Source organism: Aurantimonas sp. DM33-3, from assembly GCF_014334315.1.
Classification (GTDB): Bacteria; Pseudomonadota; Alphaproteobacteria; order Rhizobiales; family Rhizobiaceae; genus Aurantimonas; species Aurantimonas coralicida.
In genome coordinates, this window is sequence record NZ_JACSGS010000007.1 from 24205 (window position 1) to 38398 (window position 14194).

At 69.3% G+C, this 14194-nt stretch carries 14 protein-coding genes; 6 read left to right on the top strand and 8 right to left on the bottom strand.

All coding sequences use genetic code 11. The features are described from left to right. Window positions 1-149: 149 nt before the first annotated feature. From H9Q09_RS11230 to H9Q09_RS11240, 3 genes are read left to right on the top strand one after another with little or no spacing between them, the layout of a single operon-like run. Window positions 150-668: a 2Fe-2S iron-sulfur cluster-binding protein gene (locus H9Q09_RS11230; RefSeq protein ID WP_210315322.1), complete on the top strand. Its 519-nt coding sequence runs from the start codon at window positions 150-152 to the stop codon at window positions 666-668. Beyond that, window positions 665-1639, top strand: coding sequence for a xanthine dehydrogenase family protein subunit M (locus H9Q09_RS11235; RefSeq protein WP_187391102.1), 975 nt, complete (start codon window positions 665-667; stop codon window positions 1637-1639). The genes H9Q09_RS11230 and H9Q09_RS11235 overlap by 4 nt, the downstream gene beginning before the upstream one ends. Continuing rightward, on the top strand, window positions 1636-3873 hold the full coding sequence (locus H9Q09_RS11240) for a xanthine dehydrogenase family protein molybdopterin-binding subunit (RefSeq protein ID WP_187391103.1): 2238 nt from the start codon (window positions 1636-1638) through the stop codon (window positions 3871-3873). Before H9Q09_RS11235 ends, H9Q09_RS11240 begins: the two co-directional genes overlap by 4 nt. Window positions 3874-3939: 66 nt before the next feature. Here the strand turns inward: H9Q09_RS11240 and H9Q09_RS11245 are convergent, their stop codons facing one another. Continuing rightward, window positions 3940-4968: a hydantoinase/oxoprolinase family protein gene (locus H9Q09_RS11245; protein ID WP_246716108.1), complete on the bottom strand. Its 1029-nt coding sequence runs from the start codon at window positions 4966-4968 to the stop codon at window positions 3940-3942. 73 nt (window positions 4969-5041) lie between these two features. Between H9Q09_RS11245 and H9Q09_RS11250 the strand changes: the two genes are divergently transcribed. Continuing rightward, on the top strand, window positions 5042-5737 hold the full coding sequence (locus H9Q09_RS11250; RefSeq protein WP_187391105.1) for a HisA/HisF-related TIM barrel protein: 696 nt from the start codon (window positions 5042-5044) through the stop codon (window positions 5735-5737). Between the two features lie 199 nt (window positions 5738-5936). On the opposite strand, the gene fae is transcribed toward H9Q09_RS11250, so the two are convergent. From fae to H9Q09_RS11285, 7 genes are all read right to left on the bottom strand, one after another. Further along, window positions 5937-6446, bottom strand: a complete 510-nt coding sequence (fae, locus tag H9Q09_RS11255) for a formaldehyde-activating enzyme (RefSeq protein WP_009210870.1) — start codon at window positions 6444-6446, stop codon at window positions 5937-5939. Between the two features lie 238 nt (window positions 6447-6684). Further along, window positions 6685-7545, bottom strand: coding sequence for a triphosphoribosyl-dephospho-CoA synthase (locus H9Q09_RS11260; RefSeq protein WP_187391106.1), 861 nt, complete (start codon window positions 7543-7545; stop codon window positions 6685-6687). Next, a complete protein-coding gene (locus H9Q09_RS11265; RefSeq protein WP_187391107.1) occupies window positions 7542-8495 on the bottom strand; it encodes a RimK family alpha-L-glutamate ligase in 954 nt (317 codons plus the stop codon). The genes H9Q09_RS11260 and H9Q09_RS11265 overlap by 4 nt, the downstream gene beginning before the upstream one ends. Beyond that, on the bottom strand, window positions 8488-9459 hold the full coding sequence (gene mch, locus H9Q09_RS11270) for a methenyltetrahydromethanopterin cyclohydrolase (RefSeq protein WP_187391108.1): 972 nt from the start codon (window positions 9457-9459) through the stop codon (window positions 8488-8490). The genes H9Q09_RS11265 and mch overlap by 8 nt, the downstream gene beginning before the upstream one ends. Further along, on the bottom strand, window positions 9456-10535 hold the full coding sequence (locus tag H9Q09_RS11275) for an ATP-grasp domain-containing protein (protein ID WP_187391109.1): 1080 nt from the start codon (window positions 10533-10535) through the stop codon (window positions 9456-9458). The genes mch and H9Q09_RS11275 overlap by 4 nt, the downstream gene beginning before the upstream one ends. A gap of 43 nt (window positions 10536-10578) precedes the next feature. Beyond that, complete coding sequence (locus tag H9Q09_RS11280) at window positions 10579-11475, bottom strand: NAD(P)-dependent methylenetetrahydromethanopterin dehydrogenase (protein ID WP_187391110.1); 897 nt, start codon at window positions 11473-11475, stop codon at window positions 10579-10581. A 69-nt stretch (window positions 11476-11544) separates the two neighbouring features. After that, window positions 11545-12516: a beta-ribofuranosylaminobenzene 5'-phosphate synthase family protein gene (locus tag H9Q09_RS11285; RefSeq protein ID WP_187391111.1), complete on the bottom strand. Its 972-nt coding sequence runs from the start codon at window positions 12514-12516 to the stop codon at window positions 11545-11547. A 79-nt stretch (window positions 12517-12595) separates the two neighbouring features. Here H9Q09_RS11285 and H9Q09_RS11290 point away from each other — a divergent pair, with 79 nt between their 5' ends. Both H9Q09_RS11290 and H9Q09_RS11295 read left to right on the top strand, forming a co-directional pair. After that, window positions 12596-12967: a 4a-hydroxytetrahydrobiopterin dehydratase gene (locus tag H9Q09_RS11290; RefSeq protein ID WP_187391112.1), complete on the top strand. Its 372-nt coding sequence runs from the start codon at window positions 12596-12598 to the stop codon at window positions 12965-12967. Between the two features lie 121 nt (window positions 12968-13088). Further along, the gene (locus tag H9Q09_RS11295) at window positions 13089-14180 is read left to right on the top strand and encodes a hypothetical protein (RefSeq protein ID WP_187391113.1); all 1092 of its coding nucleotides are present in this window, start codon (window positions 13089-13091) and stop codon (window positions 14178-14180) included. Window positions 14181-14194 lie beyond the last annotated feature (14 nt).

The window sequence follows — 14194 nt, forward strand, 5'->3', positions numbered from 1 at the left end:
GGCCGACGGAAATGACGCGGCTCCACTGAACAGACTGTCGCAGCGGCGAACCAATTCGCCTCTCGCGTCGTTCCCTTCTCGATTTCGAACCATTCCAACCTGCAGCGGCCGGGATCGCGCAGGCGGGGCGAAGCGAAGGGACCTTCACCTTGATCAATCTGACCATCAACGGAACCGAGCATCAGCTCGAGGCCGACGTGCGGACGTCGCTGCTCGACGCGCTGCGCGACCACCTTGCCATGACCGGCACCAAGAAGGGCTGTGACCACGGCCAGTGCGGCGCCTGCACCGTGCTCGTCAACGGCCGGCGGATCAATTCCTGCCTGACCCTCGCCGTCATGCACGAGGGCGACGACGTCACCACCATCGAGGGGCTGGGCGAGCCCGGCAATCTCGACACCATGCAGGAGAGCTTCCTGCATCACGACGGCTACCAGTGCGGCTATTGCACGCCGGGCCAGATCATGTCGGCCACCGGCATGCTGGGCGAGGTCAAGGATGGCTGGCCGAGCCATGTCACCGACAAGCTCGACGGCCAGGTCGAACTGACCGACGCCGAGATTTCCGAGCGCATGAGCGGCAATATCTGCCGCTGCTCGGCCTATCCGAACATCGTCGATGCGATCCGCACCGCCAGCACCAAGAACAGCTCGGGAGGCCCGGCATGAAGCCGTTCGAATATTCCCGCGTCTCCGAGGTCGCCGAAGCCGGTCAGCTGGCCGGCCGTTTCATCGCCGGCGGCACCAACCTGCTCGACCTGATGAAGCTGGAAGTCGAGGCGCCGGACCGGCTCGTCGACATCACACGGCTGCCGCTGAAGGACATCGAGGAAACCGAGGATGGCGGCCTGCGCATTGGGGCGCTGGTCACCAATGCCGATCTGGCCGCCGATCCGCGCATCCGCCGCGACTACGCGGTGCTGTCGCGGGCGCTGCTTGCCGGCGCGTCCGGCCAGCTGCGCAACAAGGCGTCCACCGGCGGCAATCTCCTGCAGCGCACCCGGTGCTATTATTTCTATGACACCACCTCGCCCTGCAACAAGCGCGAGCCGGGCTCCGGCTGCGGTGCCATCGGCGGCTTCAACCGCATCCACGCCATTCTCGGCGCCAGCGACAAGTGCATCGCCACCCATCCCTCCGACATGGCTGTCGCCATGCGCGCCCTCGGCGCCATGGTCGAGACGGTGCTGCCGGACGGCTCGACCCGCGAACTCGATTTCGACGGTCTCTACCGCCTGCCGGGCGACACGCCCGAGATCGAGACCAATCTGGAGCCCGGCGAGCTGATCACCGCGGTGCGCCTGCCCAGGCCCGCCGGCGGCGTCCATGTCTACCGCAAGGTCCGCGACCGTGCGTCCTACGCCTTCGCGCTCGTCTCGGTCGCGGCCGTGATCACCGTCGAGAACGGCACCATCTCGGCAGCGCGTCTCGCCTTTGGCGGACTTGCCCACATGCCGTGGCGCGACGAGGCCGTCGAGGCCGCGCTGATCGGCCAGGCGCCGTCGAAGGACCTCTTCGCCAAAGCTGCCGACATCCTCCTGAAGGATGCCCGGGGGCAGGGCGGCAATGACTTCAAGATCCCGCTGGCGCGCCGCACGCTGTCCGCCGTGCTGGCCGAGGCGACGAAGGGAGACGCATGATGAACACCCATGTCATGGACAAGGAGATCGGCGAAACGCGGCTCGACCGCGAGACGCAGGGCGTCATCGGCAAGCCCGTCGACCGCTACGAAGGCCCGCTGAAGGTCTCCGGCAAGGCGACCTACGCCTATGAGTATCTGGCCGACGACAAGAACGTCGCCTACGGCTTCATCGTCACCGCCAGCATCGGCAAGGGAAAGATCGTCAAGGTCGACGGGTCCAAGGCGCTCTCCGCGCCGGGCGTTCTCGCCATTGTCGACGGCGACAGGATCCTGCGGGCCTCCTCGCAGCCGATGGCGCCGGCCGCCCAGACGATCGACGGCGAGGTCTTCCATTACGGCCAGCCGGTCGCGGTCGTCGTCGCCACGAGCTTCGAGGCGGCGCGTCACGGCGCCAAGCTGGTTGAGGTCGAGTACGCTCCGGCGAGCGGCGGCCGCTACTCTCTCGAGCAGGTCAAGGATCAGGGCCGCGCCTCGGATCAGGGCGTGATGCCGGCCGACACGGAGCGCGGCGATTTCGAGACGGCGTTTGCCAAGGCCGAGATCCAGTTCGACCAGACCTACACGACGCCGAGCCACCATTCCTCCGCCATGGAGCCCCATGCGAGCGTGGCGAAGTGGGACGGCGACAAGCTGACCGTCTGGTCGTCCTGCCAGCTGCTGGAGACCAACGTCCAGCAGATCGCCAACGGTGTCGGCGTGCCGGTCGAGAATGTCCGCCTGCTCAGCCCCTATATCGGCGGCGGCTTCGGCTCCAAGCTCGGCATCGGCCCCGATGCGGTGCTGTCGGCGCTCGCCGCCCGCGCTGCCGGTCGCCCGGTCAAGCTGGCGCTCAGCCGGCCGCACGTCTTCCAGACGACGTCGCGGCGGTCCGAGACCATCCAGCGCATCCGCATCGGCACGACGAAGGACGGCCACATCACGGCCTTTTCCCACGAGACCTTCGCGGCCAATTCGCCGGGCAACGGCTTCTTCGAGCCGGCGGGAATTTCCAGCGTGTTCCTCTACGCCGGCAAGGATCGCAGCGTCACCCATCGCCTGTCCGAGACCGACGTCCTGATGACCTCGGCCGTGCGCGCGCCGGGCGAGGCTGTCGGCATGCTGGCGCTGGAAAACGCCATGGACGAGATGGCCGAGAAGCTCGGCCTCGATCCGCTGGAGTTCCGCAAGCTGAACGAGCCGGAGGTCGCGCCGCAGGACGACCTACCGTTCTCCTCGCGCAAGCTGGTGGAATGCTACGAGGAAGGCGCCCGCCGCTTTGGCTGGGACAAGCGTCCGGCCAAGCCGGGCAGCGTCCGCGAGGGCGAATGGCTGATCGGCTACGGCATGGCCGCGGCCTCGCGCGCCAACTCGCTGATGAAGTCCTCGGCCGAGGTGGAGATGACGCCGGACGGCCGGGCGGTCGTGCGTACCGCCATGACCGACATCGGCACCGGCACCTATACGATCCTGCAGCAGATCGCCGGCGAGATGCTGGGCCTGCCGCTCGACCGCATCGATGTCGAACTGGGTGATACGTCGCTGCCGTCCTCGTCCGGTTCGGGCGGCTCCTGGGGTGCCAACAGCGCCGGCTCGTCGGTCTATGTCGCCTGCGAGGCGCTGATCGGAGAGATCGCCCAGCGTCTCGGCGTCGAGCCGGACGGGCTGACCCTGAAGGATGGCCACGCCATCGCCAACAACCGGCAGGTGCCGTTCACCGAGATCCTCGACGGCAAGAGCCTGATGAAGCTCGGCACCATCAAGCCGGGCGAGACGTCGCAGAACTACAACCAGGCGAGCTACGGCGCGCATTTCTGCGAGGTGGCGGTCAATGCCGTGACCGGCGAGACGCGCGTCCGCCGGCTTCTGACGGTGGCCGCGGCGGGCCGGATTCTCAACGAGAAGACGGCGACGTCGCAGTGCTATGGCGGCCAGATCTGGGGCATCGGCTCGGCCCTGACCGAGGAACTCGTCACCGACGAGCGCACCGGCCTCCTGGTGAACCATGACCTTGCCGAATACCACGTGCCGGTGAATGCCGACGTGCCGCAGCTCGATGTCGTGCTGCTGCCCGAGCGCGATCCCCATGCCAGCCCGCTGGCCGGCAAGGGCATCGGCGAGCTGGCGCTGGCCGGTGTCGGCGCGGCGGTGACCAACGCCATCTACAATGCCTGCGGCGCCCGCGTCCGCGACTATCCGATGACGCTGGACAAGGTGCTTGCCGGCATGTCGCCGGAGATCGACGCGGCCGCATAGGCCGCGCGAAGGCGGAGAAGAAAGACAGGGGTCGGCATCGCGCCGGCCCCTTTTCGTTGTGGGGCGCTATGCGTCCTTGGCCGCAAGCAGTGCTAGTGCCGCGGCAGGCGCGGCACGGCAGACGGCGTCGCGCATCTCGCCAGGGCAGTCGAACAGGTCTGAGAAGTCGACGACGCCCCGGTCGAGCCGCGCGGCGAGGCGGCGCAGCACCGGGCGGCCGGCGCCCGCCACGACCACCGGCGCGTCGTCCGACACGTCCTCGCGCGACAGCACCTGCAGCGCGGCGTCGTGGACATGGCGGACCTGCGCCTCGGCAAAAGCATGGGCCAGCCATTCCCAGGCGCCGTCGCCGGCATCGGCGGCATCCATGCCGACCATCCGTGCGAGGCGCCGGCGCGAGGCCTCCAGCGTCTTCTCGTGGCCATCGGCAGCCGGGTGCAGGTCATCGGCCTCGTCGAGCGTGCCGACGATGCGCTGGACGTCGGCCATGGTCGCGAAGAACTCGTTCATCACCGGGATCGAACGCCCGGCGAAGGGGACACGGTTTTCCACCGCCATCAGCGCCGTGCGGGTGTAGCCCTGATAGACCAGCTCGCCCTCCACCAGCCGCTGCCGGTCGGTGAAGCCGCGGGCCCTGGCAGTGCCGCCGGCGAGGGGCACGATGTCGGTCGTCGTCGATCCCATGTCGAGGAACAGGGCTTCCTCGATGGCGGTCGCGGCCAGCGCCGCGCTCGCATGCCAGTTCGCCGAGGCGATGGCGTCGGCATGGCCGCGGGCGTCGCCGGGGGCGAGGAAGCCGGACGCGCCGGCATAGATCAGGACGTCGCCGCTCAGGCGCTCGGCAAAGATCCGCGTGAGCTGTGCCACGCCGTCCCGGCGCGATTCGAAGACGTCCGACAATTCGCCGGTCATCGTCACGGCGTGCCGGTCCACCTCCGGCATACCCTCCAGTATGGTCGTCAGCGCGCGATCCAGATGCTCCAGCCCCTGCCAGATCGGGCTCGGCTCCTGCCAGACCTTGAGGACACGCTCTCCCTCCGCCAGCACCGCCTTCAGATGCGCGCCACCGACGTCCCAACCCAGCGTTCTCGTCATGCCATGTCCGCTCGTTTCTGATACGGGGCATCCTATACCACCGAACAACGCGGCGGCGCGAGCCGAGGGCCCCATGCAGATCATCCCGGTACTCGACCTCAAGGACGGCCGCGTCGTGCGCGGCGTCATGGGGGATCGCGCCAACTATCGGCCGATCGAGACGCCGCTGGCGGATAGTGCCGATCCGGTGGCGGTGGCGCGGGGGCTGATGGCGCTGGCGCCCTTCCGCAGCCTCTACATCGCCGATCTCGACGCCATCGAGGGACGGCCCGCCAACGACGCGGCCATCGCCCGGCTCGGCACGGCCTTTCCGGCGACGGAGATCTGGATCGATGCCGGCGTCCACACGACCGCCGATGCGCGGCGCGTTCTGGCCGAGCCCCGCCATGTGGCGGTGGTCGGCACGGAATCGGTCGAGGGTGCCGGCGTTGCCCGCGACCTTGCGGGCGAGCCCCGGGCGGTGCTGTCGCTGGATTTTCGCGGCGACGACTTTCTCGGGCCGGCGGAGCTTTTGACGGAGGCATCGCTCTGGCCGCGGCGCCTCATCGTCATGACCCTGGCGCGGGTGGGCAGCGGCGCCGGTCCGGATCTGGAGCGGCTGGCGAGCGTGGCGGCGCGGGCCGGGGATCGGGCGATCTTTGCCGCCGGCGGCGTGCGTGGCGCGGGCGACGTCGCCGCGTTGGAAAAGGCGGGGATCGCCGGCGCGCTGGTATCGACGGCCCTGCATGACGGCCGGCTGGCCCTGGCGGATCTGCAGCGCCTCGTCTGATCTCGGCAACGCTGCGGCCGGCGCGTTGTCGCCGACGGGGCCGCGCAAGAAAAAAGGGGCCGCAAGGGCCCCTTTTCCGTCTGTCGTCCTCGTTCCCGCGGGAACTGGCTTCCTATTGGAAACCGAACTTGGCGGCCAATCGCCGGAGGAGGCCGGCGGGCATCGCCGGCTTGTCGTCTCCCCCGGGATGGTTCCTTGTCTAAGCGCCGGCGAACGGGTGAGCCGCCGAGCCTTTCTTGGAGACCACTTCCGCGGCGGTCGGCGTGCCCTTGATGGCGCGCTCGATGGATTCCATCGTCGCCTGGTAGTTGTAGTCGCGGATCTTGGCGTCGTCCTCGGCTTCCCAGTGGATGAAGACGCCGACGCAGATGAACAGGTCGTCGGCTTCGGCCTGCGGGATGATGCCCTTCTCGACCGAATCGGCGACGGCGCGCGCAACGGCGGTCTGCGCCGGTCCGAACATCTGGACGGCCTGCTTGGCGCCCTTGATGGTGACCTTGTTGAACATCACCGTGTTCGGCTTGCACGGCAGGTTCGGCGCGACGACGGCGAGCAGCGTCGTGAAGCCGTCCTTGTTGTTGGTCAGCGAGTTACAGAACGCCGACTCGGCGGCGGACCCGCGGGGTCCGATGATGAGATCGATATGGGCGACTTCGTTGCCTTCGCCGACGAGCGACTCGCCGACCATGACCTTGTTGATTGTTGCCATGAGCAATTCCTCCAAATGTGCCAACCTGACGCGGCTTGCCGCCGGCCCGGCTCTAAGAACTTACGATCCCGAAAGGCATGTTCGGCAGCGCCCTCCAAAAGCACGCGACCGCGTCTCCCTCCCGGTCGCCGGACGGCCTCCCGACCGGCATACGTCTATCCTTGTTAGCGGCGTCCCCCGCGGGACCGGTTAGCCAGATAGTCAAGGTGTCACATGGACCCTTACGGCCGACAGTCAATCACTCCCGTTGCGCTTCCGCAAGGTTCTGCGCGAAAAGGCTGGCGACCGTCAGATCGGCCGATGTACCGGGATTGCGGCCGTCGCGCTTGAGTGCGCCATCGAGACGAAGCGCCAGGGCGAGACGGGCTTCCGGATCCTGCGTCCGGGAAAGATCGCCGGCGAGATCCGCCATCTGCCGGCGCACCGCCTCGGCGACCGCCAGCCCGTATTTGCGCTGGAGGTGACTGTCGGGAAAGACCGATGCGAAGGCGAGATAGGCCGCGAGCGCCGGGCCGGTTCCGGGCGTCTGCGCTGCGGTGTCCGGAGCGGCGAGGGCCGGCAGGCCGATCTCGAAGATCTCGCGAAACCCGTCGGCAAATTGCCGGGCGACGAGGTCCCGGTCGGCGGCAAGCCGCATCGCCTCGACGAGGCCGACAGTCGGCGGTGAGCGCACGTCCTGTTCGGCGGCGTCGCCGAGCCCGCCGGGCGTCGCCAGCGCGATGGCCGCGAAGGTGTCCTGCGCGTCCTGCGCATCGAGCCGGGCGAGAACGTCCGCCACCGCCTCGCGCAGATCGCGGCCGCCGGCTTCAGGGCGTCCGGCGGCGGCCGCCAGGGGCGCGCAGAGGAGGACGATGCCGAGATTGGCGTTCAGGCCGACCGCCTCCCAGCTGGCGCGTGTCGCGCCGAGGATGCGGGCGCCGACGCCGAGATCATCCCGGGCGATCCATGGCGCGGTCGCCCTTGCGGCGGCCTCGAAGGTGTCGGCGTGCATGCCGTGGCCGCCGGCAAAGCGGTGGACATTGCCGGGCTTGGCCGCGTCGAGCTCGGCCCGGCAGGCGGCGAGGAAGGCGGCGGCGATCCGGTCGGGCGCAAGTCTCATACGGCGTGAGGCAGCTGCGACAGGAACTGACGGCGGCGGGCCTCGGCCAGCGCCACCACGTCGCGGGCGCGGATCGCGGCGATGTCGCTGCCGGTGGCGCGCTGCAGCCCGGTCCAGGCGGGCATGGAATTGACCTCAATGATCGCGGCGCGGCCGCTCTCGTCGCGCAGCAGGTCGACGCCGCAGAAATCCCCCTCGACGGCGGCGGTGGCGGCGATCGCAAGTTCCTCCATCTCGCGGTCGGCCGGCATGGCGACGGCGTTGGCGCCCTGCTTGACGTTGGTGATCCAGTTCGCCGCCTCGCGCCGCATCGAGGCGACGGCGCGGCCCGCCGAGACCAGCACGCGCACGTCGCTCCAGCGCCCGCCGGTCTCGACCCCGGCATAGCGCTGCAGATAATAGACGCCGCCCGCGATCTCGCCGGCCGGTGGTAGCTCGTCCGCGCCGCGCACCAGCTTCAGCCCCTTGCCCTGCGCCCCGAAGAGCGGCTTCAGCACCATCGGGCCGGGCTCGGCGGCGAGGATGCGCGCGGCCTCGGCGCGGCTCTCGACTGCGTAGCTGCGCGGGCTCGGCAGGCCCGCCCGGTGCAGGAGGAAGCTGGTCATCGACTTGTCGACGCAGTTCTCGACGGCGCGCGGGCCGTTGGAGACCGGCACGCCGCTGCGCGCCAGGGCGTGGAGGACCCCAAGCCGGCGGGTGACCTGCTCGAAGCTGCCCGCATCCATCGTGCGCAGGCAGACCGCGTCCGGCAGTTCGTCGCCGAATTGCGGAATGCGCAGGCCGCTTGCCGCGCCGGTGTCGAAGCCGATCTCCGACAGGCCGGCCAGCACGACTGCTGCGCCAAGTGCACCGAAGGCGGCGATCAGGTCGCGGGCATGCCGGTCCCGGTCGGCCGAGACCAGGAGAATGCGCGGGGCGCACGATGCGCCGGAACCTGCCGGCTCAGCCAAAGGAGGCGTCGATCAGCTTGGGATCGACCGCGCCGCCGCGGAAAGTCTCGCCGGTCTCCAGCGCCACGACCGCCACTTCGGCGGGCGAGAACAGCATCGGGTCGATCTTGTAGAAATCGCCCTCGTAGCGGCGGAAGATCTCGGCAAAGGGCGTGCCGTAGTCATTGGCGGTCGAGCTTGGCAGCTTCTCGGCCAGCGCCCTGGCGTCGGCGGCCGGGCCGGTGACGTGCAGCAGGATGCGCCCGCCATAGATGACGGCGTCGTTGGTGCGGCCCATGGCGGTGATGAAGTCGGGATGCGGCGGGCTGAGCGGCGCCGTGCCGGTGCCCTCGACGATGCGCGACAGGTCGAATTTCAGCTCATGCGCCTTGTGGAGCGCCACCTCGACCACGCGGCCAACGATCTGCACCGAGCCGGCAAGACTCTGGGTCGGCGCGTAGATGATGGTCAGCGCCTCGGGCGCCACGCCGCAATCGGTGGCGATCTGCCGGACGAGGTCTTCCGGCGGCGGACTGCCGGATTCCAGCACCAGCGTCGCCGTGTCGCTTTGGTCGGCATAGGCGATGTCCTTGAACAGCGCCTCCTTGCCGGCCAGCGCCCGGCCGGGGCCCGAGCCCATGGCGAAATAGGCCGCGTCGCCTTCGCCACTGGTCAGCTGCCAGCCGGCATACTGGGTGCCGAGGCAGGCGACGACCGGCTGCGAGGTGCGGGTGGTCAGGGTGAACGGCCAGTTGGGCAGATAGGGCGCGGAGCCGAGCGTCACCTCGCCGAGCCCGCCGAGACAGATTTCGGTCATCAGCCGGCCGGCTTCGAGGCTGCCGGTCACCGACGCGCCGGCATCGATCAGCGTTTCGCCGGCGGGGCCGGTGGATACGCCGATCCGCAGTTCCGCCGCGCGACGCTGCAGGGTCTCGATCAGGGGGAGAACGCCTCCGTTGACCGACAATTGCGATGCACGGCTCATGCGGCCATCCTCCCGGTTCGTTCATGCAGTGCGTCCACGCGGGCGTGGAACAGGGCCTCGGCGGCCGCAGCGTCGGCCGCTTCGGCAACGACCGTGCACAGCGGCTGGCCGGGACCGAACGCGGCCGGCGGCTGGGTGCGGTCGCAGGTCCATTCCGGCCAGTCGAAATCGGCCGGCAGGGTCACTGCGACGTCGGTCCAGGCAAGGCCCGAGGCGCGGACGGTGCCGGCGGGCGGAACGCTCGTCGGCAGGCGCCCTTGGCAGGCGTCGAGATGCAGCGCCAGAAGCGGTGCGGCGTCGCGGTCGTAGATGTCGACGGTCGCGCCGAAGCGGGCGTTGATTTCGAGCAGCACCGGCCCGTCCGGCGTCAGCACGAAATCGCCGCTGGCGATGCCGGTGAGCGGCACCTCGCGCGCCAGCCGCTCCAGCGCCGCGATCATGGCCGGGGCGCTGTCGCCGGGCGGGTCCAGCGGGCCCACCGCGCCGCCATAGCGGAACGGCTCGTCTGCCGAGGGCGCCGCCCATTGCCGGGTGAAACCCAGCATCGCGATCCGGCCGCCCGCCGCGAGGAAGGCCGCCGACCATTTCTCACCCGTCACCCTGCGCTGGACATAGCGATCGGCGTCGGGCGCCGTATCGCTTGCCGGCCGGACATGGCTGCCGCCGGCGCCGCCGATCTTCTTGGACACCCAGCCGGACGGATCGCCGACAACGCTGCGCCGGGTCTCGGGATGGGCAATTCCGGCCTTTTCGCAGAGCGCGGCGAAGGCCTCGGGGTCTTTGAGCAGGCGGGTCGTTGCGGCGTCGGTCCCGAGGATCGGCCAGCGCGTGCCGATCCGCTCCAAGAGTTCGGTGCGGTCCTCGAAGCCGGCGCCCGGAACGAAGCCGATCGGCGCATGGCCGTCGGCCAGCCGGCCGAGGATCGCCAGCAGTTCCTCGCCGTCGAAGCCGTCGGGATAGTCGCCATGCAGCACCTCGGCCGCCCGCGCCGACTGCTTCAGGTCGAGGTCGCCGAAGAAGTCGACCGCCAGCGCGTCGATGCCGGAACGCCGGGCGCTCTCGGCGATCTGACGCACCGAAAAGGCGGCGCAAAGAATACTGGGGCGCGATGCCATCGGGTTACGAGACCAGGGTGCGGGCCAGCGCGAAGGCATCGCGGAAGTCGAGCACCTGCGGCTCCTCCGCCTCGATCATGCGCTGCAGGAGGCCGGATTCGGTCTTCGACTTCAACGGGCCGACCGCCAGCGCGCCGATGCCGAAGGCCTCGGTGCCGTCGATCTGTTCCTCGTCGTCCATGACGTCGATGCCCTCGAGGCCGAGCGGTGGCACGGCATTGGCGTCGGCGGCGACGAGAAGCTTCGGCGCGCCCTGGATCTGGTCCTTGCCGAGCACCTGCACGCCGGCCTTGGCGGCAGCGATAATGACGTGGACATCCTCGATGATCGCGGTGTTCTTGTCGTTCGACGAGCCGTCGACCGGCTCGACTTCGACGCCGAAGCGCTCCTTCATCTCGGCCGCGCGCTTGGAGATCCGCTCGATCCCGTCATAGCCGACCACCTTCACCCGGGCGCCTTCCAGCGCGGCGATGACGGCGGCACAATAGCCGACAACGCCGGTGGCGCCGAAGACGGCGATGGTGACGTCCTTCAGCGCCGTCTGCTTGCGGTTCTTCAGGGTGCGCTCGATGCAGGCGACCATGGCGGCGGCCGTGGTGAAGGAGCCCGAGGGATCGGCCATGATGTTGCAGCCGAAGGGCGGCACGAGCGCGTCCTTCGCCGCCGCGATCATGTCCAGCGCCAGCACCGAATCATTGCCGCCGAAGAACACCGCCGAGCGCACGCCGCGATCCGGCGGGCGCGAGAAGATCACGTCCTGGACGAGGTCGGCGACCTCGGCCATCTCGACGCTCTCATAGGGCAGCACCGCATCGTAGCCGGCGTCGAGCGCCATGTTCACGTCGAAGGGGCTGATGTGCTTCTGCGGCGTGATCATGTGCAAAATGTTCTTGTGCGCCATGGAAAGTCTCCGGTCTGCATGTGCGTTCGCCGGGCCGGTCGGCCGCGACGGTGCCAGGGCTTGTCGCCGCTAGCCGGTGCCCGTCAGTCGGAGCCCGCGGCGTTCGACGCCGGCTCCATGATTGCGTCCCGCAAGGATGCGGATGTCGAGCCGTGCGGCCGCCTCGCCGATCGCCGCGACGAGGCGGCGGGCTTCCGGGGCCGAGGGGGCGAAGGCGAAGCCGGTCGGACCCCACGAGCTCTGGCCGATGCCGTGGGCCCCGGCCGCCGCCAGTGCCTCGCAGGCTCGCGCCACGGCCGGGCTGGTGAAGACGCCGCCCTGGGCCAGGGCGAAATGCTCGCCGACCATCTGCTGGATGGTGGCGATGGCGGCGCCGAAGCCGGCAATGTCGGTCTCGGCCAGCGAGGGCAGCACCTGCATCAGCACCAGCCGGCAGATCTCCGCGATCTGCGCCTCGGGGAAGGCCGGCAGTGTCGCGAAGGCGGCGACTTCGTCGGCGCCGTGAAAGCCCGTATCGCTCGGGTCGAGGACGAGGATGACGCGCCAGTCGTCCGGAAACGGCAGCCGCGCGATCAGCGGCGGCGGCAGGTCGCTGTCGCCCTTGCCGCCATCCACCGCAACGCCGCCGCCGGTGACGAAGGCAGCGCCGAGGCCCGACCGGTTGCCGCGGCCGAGCCGCGCGGCGTCGCCGGCGACGTCGGCCGGCAGTCCCTCCAGGGCACGCAGGGCGGTCGCGACGGCCAGCGCCAGCTGGGTCCCCGATCCGAGGCCCGAATGGGCCGGAATCGCCTCCGAAATCGTCAGCTCGTGACGGATGCCGATGCCCAGATGCCGGCGCATGTCGTCGAGATAGGCGGCTGCGCGACCCGCTTCCGGACCGTCGACATGGTCCTGCCGGGCCCGCCGGATGGAAAGCCGCGTCGCGGGTTCTTCCAGAGCCATGCCGATTCCGCCGAACCGGCGCGCGGACTGGCCGCCGGGATCGAGAAATCCCAGATGCAGGCGAGCGGGCGCCGAGACGTTGACGACGTCGTCTGTCACTTTGTCCCCTGAACTTGCGTGCCCGCACCCTATTATTGCGGCGAATACCGATGGGGCAAGCGTAGTGGAGGAGAAAACCATGGCAGCGAAGACCCATTCCGACGCCGAGGTGACCAAGCGACTGGAGGCGGAGCTGCCCACATGGCGGCTCGAGGACGGCTGGATTCGCCGCACCTACAAGACCGCAGGCTGGAAGGGCACGCTGATGGTGATCAATGCCGTCGGCCATCTGGCCGAGGCCGCATTCCACCATCCCGACATCACCGCGTCCTATGCCTGGGTCGAGGTGCGCCTGGTGAATCACGCCGCCAAGGGGATCACCGATTCGGACTTCGCCCTCGCCAAGATGATCGAGCAGGTGGTCATGTGGCAGCCGGGCAAGGAGGACGGGCCGCTGTCGGGCACGCCGGACGATCCGCGCTTCGCCTATATCAAATACGACAAGAGCTGAGACCTGCCGGCGGGGATTTGATCTTCGCCGCCAAGGCTGTAGTTTGCATCACGGGCACAGAAAGCGAATGGTTTTGCAGAACGCATGGATCGACGGGAAACCGGCGTCCACACAGGAGGCTGTGTCCGCAGCGGCGGAGCTGATCGGCCGAAGCCGCCTGCCTCTCGTGACCGGACTTTCGACCGATATCGCAGGCATCAAGGCCGCGGTCGCCCTGGCGCAGATCGCCGGCGGGGCGATCGATCATGCCGCCTCCAAGGGCATCTACCCGCTGATTTCGGCAATGCGCGACAGCGGCATGATGCTGGCCGCACCGTCCGAGATCCGGCGCCGCGCCGACCGCGTGCTGGTGATCGGCGACGACGCGTTCGAAGACGCGCCGGACATGCCGGACTACCTTTTCGAGGAAAAACCCGATCTCGGCGAAGCAACCCGCGGCGTCGAGCGACAGGTTCTGTGGCTGGGCGCCGGCGACGACGTGCCGGACCTGCCGGAATCGGTCGCGCTGCACGGCATCGACTGCGCCGGCGACGATCTCCTCGACGCGCTGTCGGCGATCCGCGCCGAGTTGGCCGGGCACCAGCACGGCGCCGGACCGCTGCCCGCGCCAACCGTGCAATTCGTCGCCGAATGGCTGAAGGAGGCGGCGTTCGGCTGCGCCATCTTCGCGCCGGCCAGCCTCGACAGCCTCACCATCGAGATGCTCGCCGGGCTGGTCTTCGACCTGAACGCCGAGACCCGTTTCACCAGCCTGCCGATGCTGCGGAGCGACCAGGCCTTTGCTGCGGCGCAGGCGACCATCTGGACGACCGGATTTCCGCTGCGCAGCGGTTTCGGCCGCGGCTATCCCGATCACGATCCGCATCTGTATCGCGGCGAACGGCTGATCGCCGACGGCGAGGCGGATATGGCGGTGCATGTCGCCGCGCTGGACGGCCAGGACGAGATCGAGCCGGAGTGGTCCGGCAAGGTGCCGGTTGTCGCACTGTGCGGCGAGGCGACCGACTGGACCCATCCGCCGAAGATCGCCTTCGCCGTGGCGACGGCCGGCCGCGATCACGACAGCGTCCTCTACGACAATCGCTTCGGCGGCTTCGTGCCGGTCGCGGCGTCGCGGACAAGCGGTGACGCCGGCGGGCACATGACGGCGGCGGCCGTCCTTGCGGCGATCGCCGCGCATCTGGGACAGACGACGACGGAAGCGGCAGCATGATCGTCGGACGGAAA

What these genes read in the sequence shown, in the direction of transcription:
- H9Q09_RS11245 (WP_246716108.1), bottom strand. Translation starts at nt 4,968, where the DNA reads ATGACGAGAACGCTGGGTTGGGACGTCGGTGGCGCGCATCTGAAGGCG.
- mch (WP_187391108.1), bottom strand. Translation starts at nt 9,459, where the DNA reads ATGAGCCGTGCATCGCAATTGTCGGTCAACGGAGGCGTTCTCCCCCTG.
- H9Q09_RS11280 (WP_187391110.1), bottom strand. Translation starts at nt 11,475, where the DNA reads ATGGCGCACAAGAACATTTTGCACATGATCACGCCGCAGAAGCACATC.
- H9Q09_RS11250 (WP_187391105.1), top strand. Translation starts at nt 5,042, where the DNA reads ATGCAGATCATCCCGGTACTCGACCTCAAGGACGGCCGCGTCGTGCGC.
- H9Q09_RS11290 (WP_187391112.1), top strand. Translation starts at nt 12,596, where the DNA reads ATGGCAGCGAAGACCCATTCCGACGCCGAGGTGACCAAGCGACTGGAG.
- H9Q09_RS11240 (WP_187391103.1), top strand. Translation starts at nt 1,636, where the DNA reads ATGATGAACACCCATGTCATGGACAAGGAGATCGGCGAAACGCGGCTC.
- fae (WP_009210870.1), bottom strand. Translation starts at nt 6,446, where the DNA reads ATGGCAACAATCAACAAGGTCATGGTCGGCGAGTCGCTCGTCGGCGAA.
- H9Q09_RS11235 (WP_187391102.1), top strand. Translation starts at nt 665, where the DNA reads ATGAAGCCGTTCGAATATTCCCGCGTCTCCGAGGTCGCCGAAGCCGGT.
- H9Q09_RS11260 (WP_187391106.1), bottom strand. Translation starts at nt 7,545, where the DNA reads ATGAGACTTGCGCCCGACCGGATCGCCGCCGCCTTCCTCGCCGCCTGC.